Origin of the sequence: Parvimonas pharyngis, from assembly GCF_046569675.1 — a bacterium.
GTDB lineage: Bacteria > Bacillota > Clostridia > Tissierellales > Peptoniphilaceae > Parvimonas.
On record NZ_JBKICJ010000003.1, the window covers coordinates 44,001 to 63,561 of the forward strand.

The following is a 19,561-nucleotide window of genomic DNA, read 5'->3' on the forward strand; positions in this document are numbered from 1 at the left end:
TAAAAAATACAGCCCCTCGGCTGCTACTACGAGAAACAGAGCCTAAGCTCTGAAACTCTCTTGTTTTTAGTTTTGATTCAATGCCCACTCTATGGCATGTCCATCATCTTCAAATCTTTTGTCACTGACTTCCCTAAGTCCAATAAAACCTTCGCATGTATGGTCATCATCTAGGAATTCATAAACTGCTGCAAAATAGCAATTTCCATCTGGGTGATAATAGTGTCCTACAAGAATCACCCTATCTCCAAAGGTTATAACCTTACCCCCATCTAGTTTCTAAATCTTCTGGTGTTGCCTGCGTTGGTATTCTGTACTCTTTAGCTAGCTCTGTCATCTTGTTCATTTTCTTTATCTCCTTTGCTTTTGGTAGTACTATATATCACTCTAAAAGCACATAATAGCAAGTCAAATTTAGAGATAAATGTAGTTTATTTTCCATAAATAATGAAATCAACATAAGCCTTTCTATCGGTTTCAAGAAAATCTACAAGTTCATAAAAGTCCATTTCAAAGGCGATTCTTTGAACAGTTATTACATCAAACATATTTGTGATTCCTGTATTTCTGATTACAAGAATTTGTTCCTTTATTTTATCGTTCATCTGAAATCCTCCTGCAGGAATCTTCACCATAAGCTACACTTAGGCTACTTCCGTTATCCCAATAAACCATAATGGAACCAATATCATCAACACCTCTTACCGTTCCTTTTGTACCTACTGGTGGTGCCTGAATATCATCCATAAAGACAAGTTCAACTCTACTTCCAATCGGATACCTTTTTCTGATGCTTTCAACTATCTCTCTACTTGGAAATCTCATCTTTATGACCTCCATTTCTAAAAGCTGATGATCCAGAAAGCTTTTCAAGAAGTATCTTTCTATCCTTCTTAAATTCATCGCCTATAAAACCAAGTCTTAAAAGAAAACATCTAAAGGCATATTTTTCATTTATAACTTCTTTGGAAGATTCGTTGATGCGTTTGGCATCCATACTCATCTTACAAAGTGCTTCAATGAATTTTGTATATGTCATTAGATGTTCGTTATCGATATTTTCAAACCAAGGAAAACTTACTTTTTCCTCATCTTCCTCTATTTCAAGGCTTCTAACTTCCAGTGCCTTTTTGATTAAATCGCCCTTATTTTCAAAGATTTTCTCTAACTTGGATAAATCCACCTTGTCCCTTGGAATCGCAACTGTAAGCCCCTGTGTGGCCACAGTCTCCCTTTGTGGAAGGTCTATCCCATAATCACCTGCTAAAATTTTTTCAAGATCTTCTAGGTTTTCATCTGCCTTTGATGTAACCGTTCCTTCTTTACTCACAGTAAATGCGCCAATCTCATATGCCGCACTTGGCATTCCCAGGTATTTGGCTTTGTAGCCGGTTAAATCTTCAATTGCCTGAACTAGCTTTTTTCTTTCTGCGCCTTTCATTTCATACTTTAATTCCATGCTTTTTACCTCCTCTAATTTGGTATGTACATATATCACTCTAAAGGCTGTAAATAGCAAGTCATTTCTGTTCTTTATTAAAAAAATGCGCAATTCCTGCTAGTACAAAACAGACATTAGGAAGTGCTACACCATTACCCCACATCTTATATTCGGCTGAATCAGTATGAGGGTTTTTAAGCCACTTTCTTATCTGTTTTTCATTTTTTGGCTTAGTAGCTTTTGTTACAACTCTTCTATATGTTTCAAAGACTTCAGACCAAAACTTTAATTCTTCACTGCTAGGATTTTCTGTTTCAAGTCCATCGCACCAACCGTCTGGAAAACCTTGAAGTCTTCCACATTCCTTTGGTGTAAGTCTTCGTACAATGTATTTTTTACCTTCCACATCATTAACAACTGGAGGATCTTTATAATCGCTTGCAACTAAAGTATTCGCTAAATTTTCTACTGCCTCAGTATGATGTGAATTTTTACTTGTTGAATAAACAATAGCAAGACCACCTTGATTAGCATCCGGTGAATTTAAACCCGTATTTATAGTCCTAGCAACATCCGTTTCATAGATATTTGCTCTATGATTCTTTGTGTTTTCTGACGTGATTCTGACATCAAATATATCCACTTTATCTTCGACTACAAAAGGTTGATTATTTCCACCAGTTCCAAGACTTGCTCCTAGTGTATTACTAATATCAATCGGACCTTTGAATCTAGAATCCTGTCCATGATTTTCGAATACTAATGGTGGATGACTACCTACGCTTGCTGTAATTGTTCCACTTTTATTTTCATGAACATCCATCCTCTGACCACCCTGGTCATTTAAGCACAGGTTTTCGACCCCATTTCTAGTGCAAGTCTTAGAATCTCCGGTAGTTCTTTTCCACGGGCATTTGCTCTTTTCAAGATGCCAAGACATGCCCTCGGACTCAAATAGTATTTTTCCGGCACTTTCTCCATTAAAATCGCAGACAAGATAGATTCGTCTTCTTCTCTGGGGGACTCCCCAGTGCTGAGCATCAAATACCCTCCATGCGAGGCTGAAATTATCTGCCATGATAAGTCCTGCATTTTGCCACCTGTTAGGTCTAGGCATATCAATTTGATATCCTTTGATTTCACAGATTTCTTTAAGTACCTTTTTAAAATCTTCTCCCTTGTTTGAGGAGAATGCCCCTGGGACATTTTCCCAAATGATGTATCTTGGTTTTGTTCCATTCGTCCTCTCCCTCATTTCTTTAATAATTCTTATTGCCTCATAAAACAAATTAGAGCGAGAACCGTTAAGTCCCGCTCTTTTCCCTGCTATGGACATATCCTGACAGGGACTACCAAAAGTTATAATATCCACCGGCTCTATTTCATAGCCTTTAATATCTGATACATCTCCTAGGTGCTTTACTTCCGGCATTCTTTTCGTGGTAACCCTGATGGGAAATGGCTCAATTTCTGATGCCCATATAGGTTTAATTCCCATTAGTTTTGCTCCAAGCAAAAAGCCTCCACTTCCATCAAAAAGACTGCCAAGAGTTAATTCCTTACTCATCAGCAGTCACCTCGCTATATAGATATTCTTTTCCATCTCTTAACACTGATACATCTTTATCAGTTCCAACCTGCTCAATATATCTTTTGACGATTACATCACAGAACTTTTCATCAAGTTCAATAGTATAACAAGAACGGTCTGTTTGCTCACAAGCAATTAATGTGCTGCCACTACCACCAAATGGATCAAGTATAAGGGTGTTACTCATACTTGAGTTAGAAATAGGATATGCGAGTAGAGCAATAGGTTTCATGGTAGGATGGTCTGCATTTTTCTTAGGCTTTTCAAATTCCCATATGGTGGTTTCTTTTCTTCCTGAATACCACTGATGTTTTCCTTTCTTCTTCCAACCATATAGACATGGTTCATGTTGCCATTGATATGGACTTCTGCCAAGAACAAGTGATGGTTTCTTCCATATGCAACAGCCTGATAGATAAAATCCTGCATCGTTAAATACTTTTCTAAAATTCAAGCCTTCCGTGTCTGCATGAAAAACATAGATAGAGGCATCATCTGCCATCACCTTTTCCATATTAGAAAAGGCATCAAGAAGGAAGTTATAGAACTTATCTGTATTCATATTGTCATTTTTTATCTTGCCTGCACTACCCTCATAGTTTACGTTGTAAGGTGGATCGGTTACTACAAGATTTGCTTTCTTTCCATCCATCAAACGCTTGTAAGTTTCTTCTTTAGTTGCATCACCACAGATAAGTCTATGCCTTCCAAGTGTCCAAATATCCCCTGCCTTAGAAAAGCATGGTTTATTTAGTTCTTCTTCAACATCAAAATCGTCATCTTCTACTTCTTTATCATCTTCAAAAATACTGGCAAGTTCACTTTCATCAAAACCTAAAAGGTCTAAATCGAAATCTGCTCCTTGTAATTCAGAAAGTTCAATCGCAAGTATATCTTCATCCCAGCCAGCGTTAAGTGATAGTTTATTGTCTGCAATAATATATGCCCGTCTTTGAGTTTCAGTTAGGTGGCTTTCCTTTACGCAGGGTACTTTCGTTAGCCCAAGTTTCCTAGCTGCTGCAAGTCTGCCATGCCCAGCTAAAATTGTATTATCTTCCGCTATGAGTATCGGAGATAAAAAACCAAACTCTTTTATGCTTGCCGCAATCTGTGCTACTTGGCTCTCTGAATGAGTACGAGCATTTCTGATATATGGAATGAGGTCACTTACATTTGCTAGATAATACTGCATTTCTTTTTCCATAAACTCCTCCCATTAAAAAAGCCCCCACTCAGCAAATTTTTCAAATCCACCAATGGAGTCTATATATTCTTTCGCAAGTCTTACAATTTCTTCATAAGGCTTACCATCAATTTCTCTATCTCCAATCGCACAGCAAAGTTTAACTTCTTCGCCCATCTCCTGCGCTTTTAGAAAAGCATAGATGTTTATAGATACATCGGCCTTTGACAAGTCTTTCCCATGAAGCCCTCCACCAGTTACGGAGTCTGCCATATCTGACCCAAGTTTTCTATTGGTGGCTCCTGTATCTACGTCAGTTCCCCCAGTCCAATCTCCCAGTGGATTTACTTCTGCATAGGGATAGGTTTCTCTAAGCTCTGATGTTTTAGCATTACTCTGACAAATAATCAGCCTTGTTTCATCTAAGATATACTTACCATCAAACGGATATTTATTATAAATTTTTCTTGATATTTTTGATAGTTCCTTCTGTTCATCTGTTAAAGGCACTCCCTTAAAGATACCATTATCACCACAGCGCACCTTGTTCTTTTGATTGTTTGTCAAATATACATCTTGAGGAACAATCACAATATCCGCCTTCACATCGCCTGCGATACGATGAATGGTTTTTTCAATTGGCTCCTGATAGAGTTTTTCTGTTGTTTCTATGATAACATGGCACACGCCGTGTCCAATTAACACTTCAACTGCAATCTTAGGGTTGTCATTTATCTTATATGCTAAATCTACTATTGCACCAGCAATTCTATCTGCTATTTTATCAGGATGCATTGGATTTACTTTTTCTATCATTTTCTACCTTCCTCCTCTCAGTAGTCTTTCCATAGGATCATTACTTTCTTCTTCAAAAATTTCTGTACAATTTTGCTTTACAATATCATAAATCTCATACCAAATTAGGTTCGCTGTCTTTTGAAACTGACTAGACATCTGTATAAATGGAGAGGCAATCACACCTCCGGTGGTTGGATGTTTTCCAAGCATTCCGTACCTACTGATTGCTTCTTCACACTGAATATACCTTGCAAATGCTTGTGAATAAGATTCAATAAGCCTTTTGTTTACAAGCTTTTCGCATTTTCTTTCCTTTAGCCACTGCCATGTTTCTTTATATATGCGGTCTGCTCCAAGTGGAATCCCACTCTTTTGCTTAGCGGATAGATACTCACTTGGCTTAGGCATATCCATGCCTTCAAGTTCTACCCCTTCCGGTAAATCTACAGATTCCAGTTCTGCATAGTATTCATCTGGTATATCATTTGCTAGTATTTTTACCATTTCCCCAGCTTGTATTTTTTCAGCTACTGGTTTTGGCTTATCTCCTGCTCTGACCCTTCTTCCTCCTCTATATGTTCCGTCTTTAGCCAAATTATCACTCCTTAAATTTTTACTTTCTTTAATACCCTGTTTGAACCTCTCTTTTTGTGTGTGAGACCCCACGCCCGTTCCCCAGTGGATAGGTTTGTAGAGATTTTACGCCCCCTACCCCTTATTTTTATTCCATCTATCACCACGACTTGCATGTATTCTCGCATGACAAGATTTGCATAAAGAAATCAAATTACTTTTATTATGATTTCCACCTTCTGATAAAGGTTTGATGTGATGTACTTCTTCTACAGGTACTAAAATTTTCTTCTTAAAACACTCCTCACAAAATGGATGCTCCTTAACGTAAGCATCTCTTACTCTTTTCCATACTCGTCCATACCTACGGCGTACAACAGGATTTCTGTCGTACTTCTCGTAGCGTTTGTTCTCCTCTTTTTGATGCTTTTCACAAAACCTTTCATCAGTTAAGTTAGGGCATCCAGGATATGAACATGGACGCTTTGGTTTTCTTGGCAATCCTTCCACCTCCTCTCATACATAAGAAAAGCCCTGAAGGATTTATCCCTCAAGGCCCTGTTTTATTTATACTTCTGACAAGTATATCATACCATATTTGATGCTATGACATCTACTGACAATCACTGCCATCAACTGCCATTAGCTGACAACTTTTAATATTAATTGGATTTTCAGGCAGTTTCAGCTTTGCTAGAGCATTTCCATGCCACCTAAATATCGTCCTTTCACTTGCAAATAGCAGGGAACATATCTCATCCCATTCTAGACCTTTAACGTATCTGTAATTAAGTACCAGCTTTTCATCAATACTTTCTAATTGTTCTATTGTTTCAAGTATCTGAAGTTTTAAGTCCATAAAAAGATTCACTTCATTAGCTATCTTTATCTCAAGAATATTTATTTTATCAAGCCATTTCTCAAATGGTGCTCTTGTATTTCTAGTAGTTTGTATATAATCTCTATCAAAAGCAATACTTGAAACACTGACTGATAACTCTCTAATTCTTTTTAGTTCCTCTAAATCAAGTTCAATAATACGATTTAGTAATCTGTGTTGCTTTAAATATTCTTTTTTATCCATTCTTACCTCCATCTGAGGTAAGTTCTCCATAGAACCTCTCTTCCTCGTTACTTTAATCTTGCTTTCACTGAATCTATCAGTGCATCTTGAATTTTCTCCTTGGATTTTAATGCTTTCATGACATCTTCATCAATTGTTCCTTTGGTTAGGATGTGATGAATAACAACCGTACTATCTTGCCCTTGACGGTAAAGTCTGGCATTGGTCTGCTGATATAACTCCAGTGACCAAGTCAGTCCAAACCATATTAGAGTAGATCCCCCAGCTTGAAGATTGAGTCCATGACCTGCACTTGCAGGATGAATTAAAGCCACAGGAATTTTACCTTCATTCCAATCCGATATATCATTAGCTGATTTAATTTCTCTGACATCAAATCTATCTTTTATTTTTTCCAAATCATGTTTAAACCAATAAGCCACAAGAACTGGTTTGCCATTTGCACCTTCGATTAAATCCTCTAAAGCATCAAGCTTTCTATCGTGTATATGGAGACTCTCCTTGTCATCGTTATAGACAGCACCATTTGACATCTGAAGAAGTTTGTTTGAAAGTGCTGCTGCATTGATAGCATCAATCTCGTTTTCTTCAAGGGATAACACCATATCTTGTTTCAAAGAATCATATAACTTTTGTTCTTTATCCGATAAAGTAACTATCACTTCGTTCATGACACACTCTGGCATCTTTAGAAAATCTTTTGACTTCATGGATATTGTAATATCAGATATTAGACTATATATCTTTTTTTCTGCTCCATCTTTAGGCTTGTAGGAAAATATCATCTGCTGATTTCTTTTATCCGGTATAAAGAAGTTCTGCCTATAGTAAGTGATATATCTTCCAAGTCTTTCTCCCATATCAAGCAGTCTAAACTCTGCCCATAAATCCATCAGACCGTTACTTGAAGGTGTTCCTGTGAGCCCTACAATTCTTTTTAATTTAGGTCTTACTTTAAGAAGTGACTTGAACCTTTTAGCTTGATAGGACTTAAAAGATGAAAGCTCATCAATGACCACCATATCAAACTTCCAAGGAATTCCACTTTTTGTAATAAGCCAGTCTACATTTTCTCTATTTATCAAATAGATATGTGCTGGTTTCCCCAAAGCATCAAGCCTTTCTTTTTCACTTCCGATAACAACAGAATAGTTTAAGTGCTTTAAATGATCCCACTTTTTTATTTCATCTGGCCAAGTAGAGTTAGCAACCCTAAGAGGTGCAATAACAAGTGTCCTTGATACATCAAAGTAATCAAGCATAAGTTCATTTATTGCACTAAGGCTTATGACACTTTTTCCAAGACCCATTTCCAATAGAACTGCTGATATTGGATTATTTATGATAAAGTCCGTTGCATACCTTTGATAATCATGAGGAAAGTATTTCATCAATCACACCACCAATCTGCTCCTTACCATCAATAACAAAGCACTTAAAACCTAACTTCCTAAAATCATCAATTCTTTTCATCTGAAGAGGCCTTGGCTTTTTTCCTTTTGCCTTTAGTTCTACAAAAGCAAACTTCCCATCTGATAAAAATACCATTCTATCCGGAAGTCCATCCATACTTGGACTTACTAGCTTAAGGCAAATACCACCAAGTCCTTTAACCCTTTTAACTAAAGCCTTTTCAATCTCTTTTTCTAGCATATTTTTAACCTCCATTCTTAAGAGGTGCAGGTAGGTGAAGGGTATTTACTATTATTGTCTATAGGACTAAAAAAATAAGTATATATATTAATATAGGTAAACACCCTGCATATCCCTGCACCCTTAGTCCTCAAACTCTGATTTCAAACGCAATCCATAGACTATGATGCCTTTTTTAGTCTTTTTCTTTTGAAAGTTTTCGATTTCTAAAACAGAATAAAAATCACCGGCACTTCTGGTAAATTCTCCCGTACGAAGACAATAGGCACGATATGCCGTATAAAGCTCCCCACTCTTTTCTGTAAAGGTAGAATCAATCTCACAGCACTCATCTAGAAAATGCTTCATCCAGTCATTATTTTCCTTATAGGCTGCAATGGCATCTTGAACTCTCTTAGGAGCATCGATATGGTACTCATCCTTGATTACCTGTTTTGCCCCTTCGATTATCCAAGAAAGAATGGCTCCACCTGCATTTTCAAATAAATACTCCGTGTAGTTCTTGATATCATTTTGCCCTTCAATCTTTGCATCAAATGGAATAACAATAAGTCTACGCCACGTTCCTTTATCCACAGCTCCTACCCTTGGCAGGTGATTGGTGTATAGAACAAGAGTGTGACTTGGTACATAGCTAAAAGGGGACTTAAACTTCTTCTCAGCAAATATCTCGTCTGTGGAACACAGCTGTTTTACATTTGATGTATTCATACGCATCCCTTCTTCAAGTTCTGCAGCAATAAGTAGTCTTTTACCCTTTGCCTCAGCTAGCTCCGGTTTAACGTTTCGTCTACAGCCAACAGTTAACATATCTGCAGACATATTCCCGCTATATGTTCCAAGAACCTTTGATACTACATTCCAAAAAGTAGACTTACCATTTCTTCCCTCGCCATATGCGATAATAAGTGCCTCTACATAAACCTTTCCTATTGATGCAAGTCCCACTATCTTTTGCACATAGGAAATAAGCTCAGTGTCATCAACAAAAAATGTATTAAGAGCATCAAGCCATATATCCTTACCTTCTTCACTTGGAGATACGGTAGTATGTTTTGTAATATAGTCTTCTGCCTTATGATCCAAACACTCTCCTGTTACAAGATTTATGGTTTCATATGGTGTGTTTAACAGAAATTCATCAGCGTCAAGCATAGACTGCTCTACCTGTACCATCGGTCTAACTTCCTTAAGCGCTGCAGATATATATTTTGTATCACGTCTTTTGATGGCATACTTACGATAAACTTCTGCCTGTTCATACTTTTCAAAAGACCTAGCCTGCTCTTTATTAAACTGAGCACTTGCTTTCTTTGGTCCCATTGCTACAATTAAGGCCCATGCGCCATTACTATTCATTTCTGTGATTGCCTTTTGGATTTCAACTTCTGCTTCTTCTAATTGTCTTGCTGTAAGTTGCTGTGCTATTCCTTGAGCATTAGGCTGGGATTCTTCCCAAAAGCTACCGTTATAGACAAGAAAATCAGTAGCTGGCGAGTAGCGAAGTTTATCTTTATATTCCCTAGCAAGCACCACTGCTTGTCCGACATCTGATAAGTCCTCCGGCTTAAGATTGAGTTCAAGATTATACTTTTCTGGTGAAATGTAGCCAACTTGATTAGATACCTTATTGCCAAATTTTCTCGCACTGTTCCAAATTTTACTTAGCTCTTCTTCAGAAAGTGGTGGATCACACCTATCTGCTTGCTTCATAAATTTCTCATAGGCTTCATTCCCATCACCAAAACGCTTGATAAGTTTTCCTGCAATATGGCTCATAGTATTATTTCGATTTCCAGACTCAATACTCTCGCCTAGATTTGCAAAGCTATCATCCAAAAGAAAGTCTAAAATAGTACTACTACCCTCATATAGTTCTACTTCTGGAGTTGATGTTCCATAAAGAAACCTCGCTGCATCTAAAGCATTATCATCAAAATATGGAAACACTGCTTGTATCTTTTCTTTATACTCAGCATATTTATCAGCATCTGTTATTTCTTCGATTGGAAAATAGACATGAAATCTTGGTCTAGCCGACTTACTTCCTTTATTTTTCATGTGGTTTCTACTGTATGAGGCATAAAAGCAGACATCAGGAAAAGCCATCGCTACATCAAAGGGTGTTACCCAGTCTTTTTCATCATCCGAATGGTCATTATCACAGTCCATTGGAATACAGTCTGATGAGATGAAGTTATCCTTGCTTCGATAATTTCCTTTAAAAGTTCCTGCAACATGGTCAAAAGAGATAGCCTGAATAAAGCTATCCCTATCTGACACCATTACAGAATTTGGATACATACAATTGCTACTGTTTCCTATGCAAGTAGCCACACTTAAACGGCATTTAAGCATTTATCTCCACCTCCATACTTGTACTATCAAAATACTTAATTACTTGCTTTCTTTTCTCAGCAATCTCAAGCTCCTTCTTCATCCCTTCAGTGATTTCACCACCAAAGACCCACACCTCTTGGCATTTACCAAGAAGTATGATGTCCATAAAAAGTGCATCCTCTCTTTGGTTAGTATCCTCATCATTCATAAATGGAAATAAAAGATGCGGTGTAACTGGAATTGCTCCATTCTTATAGGCAAGTTCTGCATAATAAATGGCTTTTTTTATATTTCTCTCCTTATCACCGCTATATGGAGCGCAGATATATGCAAGCGGTCTAAAATTAGGATTTTCAAGATGTTTTTTATATGTCTTACTCATAATCTGCCTCCTGTTCAATAAGTGGATAGATTCCGTTTTGTTTCATTAGGTCATAGATGAATAATCTGCCCTTTTGAGTCCAGTAAGTATGAGTTCTTGAATGTGTATTCCCATCAGAACCTGCAAATGTATGTGTTTTAGAACTCGTATAACCTTGTTTGGCATACTTTTGATATAGAATCCACATATCTGATTGTTTGAATTGGATACCTTCTTCACGTAAAAATCTATTTAACCACTTAGCTGATTTTCCATAATCCTTTGCAATTTGAGTAATGGATAGTAAATCTTTACAGTTAAGAACCACATCATAATAACTTACTTTAGGTTTCATTTCTAATATTTGTTGACCTTGAATAGCGACCTTGTCGGATAATCTTGAATTCTCCTTTTCCAATAACATCAGTTTCTCATTAGCAAACTGTAAAGCTCTAGCCATAATGGATTCTGGAGAGTTCCACTTTTCTTCAATAGCGATAAAGTATTGACGAAACACCTTACCTTTCTCATTTCTTTGAAGCATACACAGCTCCTTGGCCATTGAGATTGTAAGTTGATGATTCAGCGAAGGTCTACCGCCTGTACTTTCGCTCAAAATTGAGCAAAAGTCCTTTCCTTCTTCAAAACCATAATCACACATTCTTGGAAACCAATCTTTATACGCAGTCTTGACTTCTAAGGCTTCGTATAAATCTCGCCCATTCACAGTAGGACGTTCACTGCTATAGTTGACTTTGATTAGCTCTTTCATATTAGCTACCTCCTGTAAGTTTTTAAGAGCATCATTGCCCTCACATCACAGGCAAAGAAAAAGGACGAGTTTTTAACCTCGCCCTAAAAAATTTCTAATCTTTTTTATAAAATTCGCATTCATAACCATCTGCTCGAAGAATTAGTCCACTTGCCCAAGGCGGTGTTCTTCCCATCTGCTCACAAACAACTTCTAGACTCATCCTTTTATCTGCTTCAATGATGATTTCATCATGAACATGAGCTACAATCTCACAGTTTCTTAGTGTTTTCATGGCATAAACCAAAATATCTCTCGCAATGCCTTGAATAATATTTTCCACAAACTTAGGGCCATAGCTTTCTAAACGCTCCCATTTCTTTGTAGTACCTACTCCCTCATAGGTTACAGACTCTCCCCCAAATTTATTCTCACCTATTCTAGGTTTGACATAGGCAAGCTTTCTTCCTGATGGTAGTTCAATAAATAAAAACCCACTTTTATAACTGAAATTAATACCATGTGTTTCTGTGTTGATTCGTTCTTTTACGCAGGTTTTAACTGCTCTATCAACATCCCACCAAAGACTAGTCACCATAGGATTTGAACTTCTCCATGCATCAACCAGTGGCTGAAGCTCATCTTCTTCTAGTCCCATTTCAAGTGCTCCCATTGCCTTAAGTGCTCCAACAGACCCACCATAGCCGAGTGCAAGTTCTGCAATCTTTCCTTTTTGTCTAAGGTGACTATTTACACCATGCTTTTCAACCGTAACACCAAACATCTGACTAGCAGATGAACAGTAGATATCCTTACCTTCCTCAAATACTTTCATTCTCCATTTTTCACCTGCAAGCCATGCAAGGATTCTTGCTTCAATGGCTGAAAAATCTGCTACGATAAATTTGTTATTATTCTGTGGTACAAAAGCTGTTCTAATAAGCTGGGATAAGGTATCTGGGATATCCTCGTATAGAAGGTCAAGTGCGTCTTTATTTCTCCCGATTACAAGTTCTCTTGCTTCAGCTAAATCTGGCAAATGGTTTTGTGGCAAGTTTTGAAGTTGTACAAGCCTTCCTGCGAATCTTCCAGTACGATTTGCCCCGTAGAATCGAAACATTCCTCGCTCCCTGTTATCTATGCACGCAGCATTTTTCATGGCAGTATACTTCTTAACCGAGGACTTCGATAGTTGTTGCCTTAAAAGCAGGACTTCTGCAAGCTCCTTTGATGCAGTCTTTAACTCCTTTGCCACTTCTTTTTTACCTAATGACTCCATCTCTAAGCCATTTTCAGATAACCACTGTCTCATCTGTAAGACTGAATTTGGATTTTCTAAGCCTGTAATATCAGACAGCTTTTTCATCAGATTTTCCTTTACATCGGAGTCTAGTCTTATGGCAGATTCCACTAGCACAGGGTCTACAGCAATTCCTCTATCGTTAATCTCTTGGTCTAAATAAAACTCATCCCATATATCCTCAGAAACCTTAAATTTACTAAGCCTTTCCTGTATAGCCATTTCAACTTCAACATCTCTTTTGTTATATTCCTTAAACTGACTCCATTTCTCCTCATCATGAAAATAATAATTTCTTGTTCTTTCACCATTCACCTTTGTCGGATTACATGGAAGACAGAAGTATTTAATGAGGCTCTTTCCCTCACTTAACTTTTGCTTATCTAGTCCTAAAACAGCTCCCACTCCTTCAAGTGACATAGGAAGACCAAGTGTCGCAGACCAAATCATGGTACACTTCCATGAAGTAGGACTTAAAAATCTTGCTTTTGTTGTGCTTGATGGATGATGGTCTAAAAACGGATTAAGACTTATTCCTTTATCAACTAGATATCTTGATAGGCATACTCTCTCAAACTGAGCATTGAATGCCCACTTGGTCACTTCCTCATCTGTTAAGGCATCAAGGATATCCCTTGGTATTTCTTCTCCTTTTGCAAGATCAACTACTTGTACCTCTCCACCATCTATGCTGTAGCTAAACAAAAGAATCTCAAAATCATTAGACTCTGCATACTTATATACACCTGCTTTTTGCAAGTTCACACTGCTAAAGCTTTCAATATCGACACTGATATTTTTCATCTTAATTCACCTCCATTAAGAAATATGGGTGGTAGACGAATCCACCACCCTTTGTCTTACTTCTTTCACAGTTGCGTTTTAATCTCCATATATAGGCTCACTACCTTTTTAGCCACAAAATCAAATAGCAGTGTACCAATAAATATAAATAGAAATATATCAATTATATTCATTTTTTACCCTCCAGCTTTTTCTTTTTTCTATCATCTAACCAGCATTTAATCATGAATCCCCATGATCCTATAATTAGTCCAAGTGTTGCTCCAAAGCAAACCTCTAACATAAAATTTTGCATCTGTGTCATAACTTACCCCCTATGCCAAGAAATCATCATCTTCAAGACTTGTGAACTCATCTGCTGCATTTACTTTTCCGCCTAGTGGCTCACCATCACGAATCTTTTGGATATTCCCAAGTCCACACGCTATGCCCTTGTTGCCATTAGAATTAAAAGCATAAAAGTTAAGTGATACTCTCGCATAACAACCGGAATAGACTTCACTTCTATCTAAAATAGGTTTGACTGCCTTATCCACAATCTGTGGTGCTGAGGTACTATTGGCATTGATAAAGTAATGACCTTTATACGCCTCATCATCACGCTCAATATCGCCATCACGAAGAGGTAGTTTAATAGCTGCCTTGTTTGGTTTCTTTCCACCAAACTTGCCTACTCCTTCTTCTATCGCTGCATCAATTGCTTCTTCAATTGCCTTAATTGTCTTAACATCATCCTTTGGAATTAAAACTTATACGCTGTACTTCTCCGGTCCTCCGTTAATGGATTTAGGCTCCCAACCATTAAAATATGAAAGTCTTGTATCTTTACCTGTAATCACCTTAGTCTTGTTATTTGTCATCTTATTTTTCCTCCATAAATTCATCATTAATATTTGAAATATTCATTGCTTTACGCTTATCCGATTCTGGTACAAGCGTTGGTTTGCCAGATGGTTTTATAATGAGGTCACCTAGCACTTCCTCAAATTTTTCCTTGCCCATTAACTTTTGCATTTCCGTTAGAGTAATGAGACTAGACTTAAAAATATCGGTATAGCCATGTTCTTTTGCCTTTTGGATTACTGCGTTTTCATCTTTATACTTACGAACTGACCTGCCTTCGACTATCTTAAAGCCAGTCCACTTTTTACCATGATTTACTGCAGATTCCGTTGCATAGTTCATAATCTCATTTGCCCACTTGGTTAAGTCAGGAATAATCGATAAAATCTCTTCGATTTCCTCATCTGTGAGAAGTGGTGGAAGTTTAAATTCTTCCTTGGCAAGTTTTAGCTTATCTTCTGCTCTTGCCCTGCATCTAACAGATGCTCTACAGAACTTACACCACTCACCGGAGCAGTATTCTCCTTCGCCTTTAATGGCCATTTCTGCTTTTGGCTTTAAGACTTCTTCAGCCCATTTTTTCAGTTCACTCGTAGATATCGTATAATTCGATACATTCTCCCTACGAGGTTGAAAAATTGTCATGCTGATTTCTTTGATGTCATAGAGGCTTTCATATATTGCCAATGCTCCAAGGGCATAACACTTCATCTGTGGGTTTTCGTATGCATCAACTAAAACACCTAAACCGTATTTAAAATCAATGATATGAAGTGTTTCATCTGACACGATAAGACAATCTGCTGTTCCAAATCCATCTGGAACATACTCTGAAAAATCCACCTTCTGCTCGATAAGAATCATAGGATCCTTACACATTTGTTTTGCGATTTCTAATTGCTCCATCACATAGTCCACATAGGCATCCGTGCATTCTTGCATTTCATCAGAATCATAATCCGATACTGGCCTTTTACTTCTCATATGAAGTACCTTTTTTAACTTATGCTCACAAAATACATGGGCAGCTGTTCCTTCTTCTGCTGCCGATGAGCTGGTATTTTCAAACTCAAGTTCAAGCACTGCACTTGGTGTACAGTTTAGCCACCTATGAGAACTGGATGGAGATAAAACTGCGTGACCCAGCCCAGTCTCTCTTGCACCGGTGGTGCAATTCACCTTCTGTCTAGTCAATTTTTATTCCCTCCGCATCCTTTAATAAGTCTTTATACTTTCCTTCATCAACATCAGACAGCTTTGTTCCACCATATTTAATAATGAGTTCCTTAACCTCTGAGGTCTTGCCATGTTGACTAAGTTTTGCAAGCACTGCTCTTACATCTTCTAGTCCAATCTTTTTACTAGGCTCAGCCCTTAGCTTTTCTACTTTTTCATCTTCTTCATCTACCAATAGCTCTTTAAGATGAGATATCAGCATCTCTAAATCCTTAACTACCAGTTCTACAAATTCTTTTTTCATAGGGATTCTCCTTTCATAATTTCTTTGACATCGACTGATTCAACGGTTTTACCTGGCTCTAATAGATATACTTGTGTGTACTCGCCAAACAACCACTTAATTAGCCTTCTTGGCAGCCACATCTGTGCTCCACATAAAACTTTCGTCTTATCACCCTTGTCATTTGTTACATTGATAATCACTTTGTGTTTCATAGACTTGCTCCTTTCTGTAAGACTTTCTCCCTTACACATCACAGGCAAAGAAAAAGGACGAGTTTTTAACCCCGTCCAAATTTTTTAGAAATTATTTTTGATTATCTCTTTTGCTTTGTCTAAATGCTTCTTGACTGCAGCAGATGATATATTCATTAAATCTGCAATCTCTGACTGCTTATATCCCTCTACAAACATGAGATTAATCACTAATCTTTGCTTGTCAGTTAATAAGGAAAGCACTTCTTCCATATGCTCAGACCATCCAACTGATTCATCTAATGACTTATCTGCTATAGTTGCAATAAATCTTTTATCTGGGTCAATGTCTCCATCAGCGTCAAAATCTAGAGATAAGTTATAGTTTCTTGGAAAAGCATCTTTAACTGCATCTTCTATGATGTACTTGTTCGGTTCATATCCATGTCTTTCTTTGAAGTCGCCGACAAATTTTTGTTTCCACTTTTCTATCTCAGATTTTTCTTCCTTTGTTCTTTCTGGTCTGACATTCTTAAGGTTGTAATAAACCTCGCTATCATCCATCGAATGTAACATTTTAATATCCAGCTCCGTTACACCATTTTCTCCAGGTTTAATGACAATTATCTTCTCAACATATTCTCCTTTTCCTGTTCTTTGTGTTGTTGTGTACTTGTAGACCCCGCGGTCTTTTTGATTAGTTTTGTGAATTTTCATTTAAAATCCCTGCCTTTCTGCTGATAGCAGTCTGGGCAAGGGATACAAAAAGAGCTGATACTATATGAAGTACCGACTCTTAGTTCCAAATTTAGCCATAGGAAAATAGAGGTACTTCACATAGCACCTCACAGATAAATCTGTGAGTGCCTTATGATGTATCCCATTGCCCTATAGCTAATCAGGCTCTGAAATATTTTGTTTATGTAGGCCGATTATTCAAATCAGTCACTACGTTGTTATATAAGGTTATTTTTTATAGCTTACCTTCCACTCTTTTTAGTTTGCGCTAGTGCACTCCCAGCTACAGACTTTGATGTCTTGCTGTAACGACTATCACGAAGAACTTTGCTTGCTTTCGAAGCAACTGCCTTAGATGTTTGCTTTGAGTTCTTAGCCATTGCCAATCACCTCGCTTTCTATAAATATTTTATCCAATATTTCACCCCCTCAGTTCGACACTAGATGTCGATAAAATCACTAAAAATAGGCTTCTTAAGTATAAAAAAATAGAGCTATTAATAGCTCTGTTCAAATAGAACTTGCTACAAATAGCTCTTTATAACTATCGACAACTCCTGTCGATTTTAAAGTTGAGTTATTTTATTGTGTGTACAAAAGTCTCGTATTTCACTCAAATCCTTGGCATAAAGATGTTGCAGTATGAATTCATACCACTGATGATCAGTATCCGAGTTTTTCAAGTTAACACTCGAATCATTGATTATTTTCATACTAATTTTATATGGTAAATGTAATGCTAAGCAAATTAGTATTAAAGTATTAATAGAAACAGTTTTACCTGAAATACATCTACCCACAGTTTCATGGTTCAACATTGCTCTTTCGGCAATTTGCTTATTATTAAGGTTTCTCCATTTCATTACGATTTCTAAATTCTTACAATAATCCTGGGTTAAGGACAAATATACGTCATTTTCCTCTTTTAAAACTTCTGCTAATTTCGTCCTTTGTTTTTCTGGTGTTGAATTTTCAAATCCATCATGATAAATTATATCAAAATCAACAGTGGTATTTTTATCACGATTTAAATAGCACTCAGTACTATAGCGTTCCTCTTGGATATTTTTAATTTTGAGTTCAAATACCAAGCAGCATTCTTCCATATGTTTTCTAGCATAATGGGTTAATCTTTGTACTCCAAAAATATCCTTTTCAACATACAGCGGAAGATTCAATACAAAATGTGAATCGACAAAAATGTACTCGCCTTTTTCAATTTTTTCACGAAATGGCTGACTAGTATATTTAAGCAAAGCCGCATCATAAGCGGATATAGAAAAAGTTTCATTTTTCTTTAAATATTCTTTTTTATATGCTGTATGTGGCTCTACATAATGCCCATCTAAATAAATAAAAGCTCCAGCGGCTATATCATATCCTGCTTCAATCAATCTGATTTTAGCAGCAGTTCTCGAAACTCCATAAAAGTTGGATAATTCGTCAATCAAAGGCTGGATAATATCTAAAACATCAAATAAATCAGTTTTTCTGCGAATTTTAGAAATCAATTGCTCTGTCTTGATCTTAAATTGCTTCAAAGGCATTTGAATTTTTGGCGCAAGCGAATTTGCTTGCCACTCCATCCAATCAACAGAAGTTCTAGTTTGACCAAGTATCCCACCAATAACCTTACAACCTATATTTGATAGTGAATTGTCGTAAAGTCTAGCAAGAGCAAATGCTTTTTGATGAATACCCCAGTGAACACATTCATGAACTATAGTATTGTTCATAACTCCTAAATTTGACAAAAACGAAGCTTCTTTGTCGACTAGAATTGTTCCTCGCTTGAAACTCTGTTTGATATACTCGCCTTTTGAAGTATCATAAACTTCTGCTTCAGAGGTCTCAAAAAAGCATCTCCCAAAAACTGTTTTATCAGCAGTTATTCGTGTGAATTCTAGCTTTGCGCCCATAGTTTCGGTTAGTTTTAAAGGATCTAAATATGTAGGCTCTTTTAAAGCATCAGGATAATATTTATTTAAAAAATCTTCTGACACTCTTTCCAAATCATTAGTTGAAATAACGGCAACTAGAGAATCGTCTAGAGGTGATTGAACTTTATTTTTACCGTTATAAAGTCCATAGTTCAGAATATTAAAATCTTCTAATTGTTTATCTAAATCACCTGTACATTCTAATAACAGCCATACTGTTTTTTCTTCATAATCATCGTAGTGATAATCCCCCTCTTGGATATTGAAAACAACTGAGATGGCTACAGCAAACTGTATTTCAGTGTCAGGCTTATCTTCAACCCAGACGTGTTCAACTTTTACGTCTGATATCTCAATTTCGCCTACTCTATGAAGCTTGTAGGATAGTCCTTCTACGTAGTCCGCATTATCTCTAAGAAATTCTTCAGCAACCGACCAGAAATTATTGTCAAATCTTCTTTTAATGTAATCTGTAAATGAGCGGTTTACTGCCATGCGAATTCCTCCT

Annotated in this window: 21 protein-coding genes and 1 pseudogene; all 22 read right to left on the reverse strand. The window is 37.0% G+C overall.

Translation table 11 applies throughout. The features are described from left to right. Positions 1-66: 66 nt before the first annotated feature. The 22 genes and pseudogenes from ACLGL0_RS04220 to ACLGL0_RS04325 all read right to left on the reverse strand — a co-directional run bounded on the left by ACLGL0_RS04220 (position 67) and on the right by ACLGL0_RS04325 (position 19,548). The gene (locus tag ACLGL0_RS04220) at positions 67-240 is read right to left on the reverse strand and encodes an Nmad4 family putative nucleotide modification protein (RefSeq protein WP_411013754.1); all 174 of its coding nucleotides are present in this window, start codon (positions 238-240) and stop codon (positions 67-69) included. A 191-nt stretch (positions 241-431) separates the two neighbouring features. Then, entirely contained in the window at positions 432-605 is a 174-nt protein-coding gene (locus tag ACLGL0_RS04225) for a DUF5049 domain-containing protein (protein ID WP_411013755.1), read from the reverse strand. After that, positions 595-825, reverse strand: a complete 231-nt coding sequence (locus ACLGL0_RS04230; protein WP_411013756.1) for a DUF4314 domain-containing protein — start codon at positions 823-825, stop codon at positions 595-597. The genes ACLGL0_RS04225 and ACLGL0_RS04230 overlap by 11 nt, the downstream gene beginning before the upstream one ends. Next, positions 809-1,459 (reverse strand): virulence protein, encoded by a 651-nt coding sequence (locus ACLGL0_RS04235; RefSeq protein ID WP_411013757.1) that lies wholly within the window; start codon positions 1,457-1,459, stop codon positions 809-811. The genes ACLGL0_RS04230 and ACLGL0_RS04235 overlap by 17 nt, the downstream gene beginning before the upstream one ends. Positions 1,460-1,520: 61 nt before the next feature. Continuing rightward, entirely contained in the window at positions 1,521-3,008 is a 1,488-nt protein-coding gene (locus tag ACLGL0_RS04240) for a DNA cytosine methyltransferase (protein ID WP_411013758.1), read from the reverse strand. Then, a complete protein-coding gene (locus ACLGL0_RS04245; RefSeq protein ID WP_411013759.1) occupies positions 3,001-4,236 on the reverse strand; it encodes a site-specific DNA-methyltransferase in 1,236 nt (411 codons plus the stop codon). The genes ACLGL0_RS04240 and ACLGL0_RS04245 overlap by 8 nt, the downstream gene beginning before the upstream one ends. Positions 4,237-4,248: 12 nt before the next feature. Then, a complete protein-coding gene (locus ACLGL0_RS04250) occupies positions 4,249-5,031 on the reverse strand; it encodes an S-adenosylmethionine synthetase N-terminal domain-containing protein (RefSeq protein ID WP_411013760.1) in 783 nt (260 codons plus the stop codon). 3 nt (positions 5,032-5,034) lie between these two features. Beyond that, on the reverse strand, positions 5,035-5,607 hold the full coding sequence (locus ACLGL0_RS04255) for a P27 family phage terminase small subunit (protein ID WP_006268655.1): 573 nt from the start codon (positions 5,605-5,607) through the stop codon (positions 5,035-5,037). A 114-nt stretch (positions 5,608-5,721) separates the two neighbouring features. Next, the gene (locus tag ACLGL0_RS04260; RefSeq protein ID WP_411013761.1) at positions 5,722-6,087 is read right to left on the reverse strand and encodes an HNH endonuclease; all 366 of its coding nucleotides are present in this window, start codon (positions 6,085-6,087) and stop codon (positions 5,722-5,724) included. A 112-nt stretch (positions 6,088-6,199) separates the two neighbouring features. Next, a complete protein-coding gene (locus tag ACLGL0_RS04265; RefSeq protein WP_411013762.1) occupies positions 6,200-6,682 on the reverse strand; it encodes a DUF1492 domain-containing protein in 483 nt (160 codons plus the stop codon). A 35-nt stretch (positions 6,683-6,717) separates the two neighbouring features. Then, entirely contained in the window at positions 6,718-8,061 is a 1,344-nt protein-coding gene (locus tag ACLGL0_RS04270; RefSeq protein WP_411013763.1) for an SNF2-related protein, read from the reverse strand. Further along, positions 8,042-8,323 carry a VRR-NUC domain-containing protein gene (locus ACLGL0_RS04275; RefSeq protein WP_411013764.1) on the reverse strand — a complete coding sequence of 94 codons (282 nt, stop codon included), beginning with the start codon at positions 8,321-8,323 and terminating at the stop codon, positions 8,042-8,044. The genes ACLGL0_RS04270 and ACLGL0_RS04275 overlap by 20 nt, the downstream gene beginning before the upstream one ends. A gap of 123 nt (positions 8,324-8,446) precedes the next feature. After that, a complete protein-coding gene (locus ACLGL0_RS04280) occupies positions 8,447-10,681 on the reverse strand; it encodes a phage/plasmid primase, P4 family (protein WP_411013765.1) in 2,235 nt (744 codons plus the stop codon). Beyond that, on the reverse strand, positions 10,674-11,045 hold the full coding sequence (locus tag ACLGL0_RS04285; RefSeq protein WP_411013766.1) for a DUF7768 domain-containing protein: 372 nt from the start codon (positions 11,043-11,045) through the stop codon (positions 10,674-10,676). The genes ACLGL0_RS04280 and ACLGL0_RS04285 overlap by 8 nt, the downstream gene beginning before the upstream one ends. Next, positions 11,038-11,796, reverse strand: coding sequence for a phage antirepressor KilAC domain-containing protein (locus ACLGL0_RS04290; protein WP_411013767.1), 759 nt, complete (start codon positions 11,794-11,796; stop codon positions 11,038-11,040). The genes ACLGL0_RS04285 and ACLGL0_RS04290 overlap by 8 nt, the downstream gene beginning before the upstream one ends. Before the next feature lie 94 nt (positions 11,797-11,890). Next, a complete protein-coding gene (locus ACLGL0_RS04295; RefSeq protein WP_411013768.1) occupies positions 11,891-13,879 on the reverse strand; it encodes a DNA polymerase in 1,989 nt (662 codons plus the stop codon). A gap of 169 nt (positions 13,880-14,048) precedes the next feature. Further along, complete coding sequence (locus ACLGL0_RS04300) at positions 14,049-14,183, reverse strand: hypothetical protein (RefSeq protein WP_411013769.1); 135 nt, start codon at positions 14,181-14,183, stop codon at positions 14,049-14,051. 10 nt (positions 14,184-14,193) lie between these two features. Continuing rightward, positions 14,194-14,766, reverse strand: a pseudogene (locus ACLGL0_RS04305) (DUF2815 family protein). Next, positions 14,741-15,916, reverse strand: a complete 1,176-nt coding sequence (locus tag ACLGL0_RS04310; protein ID WP_411013770.1) for a DUF2800 domain-containing protein — start codon at positions 15,914-15,916, stop codon at positions 14,741-14,743. Before ACLGL0_RS04310 ends, ACLGL0_RS04305 begins: the two are co-directional and overlap by 26 nt. Then, on the reverse strand, positions 15,909-16,202 hold the full coding sequence (locus ACLGL0_RS04315; protein WP_411013771.1) for a hypothetical protein: 294 nt from the start codon (positions 16,200-16,202) through the stop codon (positions 15,909-15,911). The genes ACLGL0_RS04310 and ACLGL0_RS04315 overlap by 8 nt, the downstream gene beginning before the upstream one ends. A 278-nt stretch (positions 16,203-16,480) precedes the next feature. Continuing rightward, on the reverse strand, positions 16,481-16,951 hold the full coding sequence (locus tag ACLGL0_RS04320) for an RNA polymerase sigma factor (RefSeq protein WP_411013772.1): 471 nt from the start codon (positions 16,949-16,951) through the stop codon (positions 16,481-16,483). Between the two features lie 728 nt (positions 16,952-17,679). Continuing rightward, the gene (locus ACLGL0_RS04325; protein ID WP_411013773.1) at positions 17,680-19,548 is read right to left on the reverse strand and encodes an ImmA/IrrE family metallo-endopeptidase; all 1,869 of its coding nucleotides are present in this window, start codon (positions 19,546-19,548) and stop codon (positions 17,680-17,682) included. Positions 19,549-19,561 lie beyond the last annotated feature (13 nt).

Coding starts and splice junctions, on each gene's coding strand:
- ACLGL0_RS04295 (WP_411013768.1), bottom strand. CDS start 13,879: ATGAAAAATATCAGTGTCGATATTGAAAGCTTTAGCAGTGTGAACTTG.
- ACLGL0_RS04230 (WP_411013756.1), bottom strand. CDS start 825: ATGAGATTTCCAAGTAGAGAGATAGTTGAAAGCATCAGAAAAAGGTAT.
- ACLGL0_RS04245 (WP_411013759.1), bottom strand. CDS start 4,236: ATGGAAAAAGAAATGCAGTATTATCTAGCAAATGTAAGTGACCTCATT.
- ACLGL0_RS04290 (WP_411013767.1), bottom strand. CDS start 11,796: ATGAAAGAGCTAATCAAAGTCAACTATAGCAGTGAACGTCCTACTGTG.
- ACLGL0_RS04285 (WP_411013766.1), bottom strand. CDS start 11,045: ATGAGTAAGACATATAAAAAACATCTTGAAAATCCTAATTTTAGACCG.
- ACLGL0_RS04320 (WP_411013772.1), bottom strand. CDS start 16,951: ATGTTACATTCGATGGATGATAGCGAGGTTTATTACAACCTTAAGAAT.
- ACLGL0_RS04270 (WP_411013763.1), bottom strand. CDS start 8,061: ATGAAATACTTTCCTCATGATTATCAAAGGTATGCAACGGACTTTATC.
- ACLGL0_RS04275 (WP_411013764.1), bottom strand. CDS start 8,323: ATGCTAGAAAAAGAGATTGAAAAGGCTTTAGTTAAAAGGGTTAAAGGA.
- ACLGL0_RS04300 (WP_411013769.1), bottom strand. CDS start 14,183: ATGACACAGATGCAAAATTTTATGTTAGAGGTTTGCTTTGGAGCAACA.
- ACLGL0_RS04265 (WP_411013762.1), bottom strand. CDS start 6,682: ATGGAGGTAAGAATGGATAAAAAAGAATATTTAAAGCAACACAGATTA.
- ACLGL0_RS04240 (WP_411013758.1), bottom strand. CDS start 3,008: ATGAGTAAGGAATTAACTCTTGGCAGTCTTTTTGATGGAAGTGGAGGC.
- ACLGL0_RS04315 (WP_411013771.1), bottom strand. CDS start 16,202: ATGAAAAAAGAATTTGTAGAACTGGTAGTTAAGGATTTAGAGATGCTG.
- ACLGL0_RS04325 (WP_411013773.1), bottom strand. CDS start 19,548: ATGGCAGTAAACCGCTCATTTACAGATTACATTAAAAGAAGATTTGAC.
- ACLGL0_RS04235 (WP_411013757.1), bottom strand. CDS start 1,459: ATGGAATTAAAGTATGAAATGAAAGGCGCAGAAAGAAAAAAGCTAGTT.
- ACLGL0_RS04250 (WP_411013760.1), bottom strand. CDS start 5,031: ATGATAGAAAAAGTAAATCCAATGCATCCTGATAAAATAGCAGATAGA.
- ACLGL0_RS04280 (WP_411013765.1), bottom strand. CDS start 10,681: ATGCTTAAATGCCGTTTAAGTGTGGCTACTTGCATAGGAAACAGTAGC.
- ACLGL0_RS04225 (WP_411013755.1), bottom strand. CDS start 605: ATGAACGATAAAATAAAGGAACAAATTCTTGTAATCAGAAATACAGGA.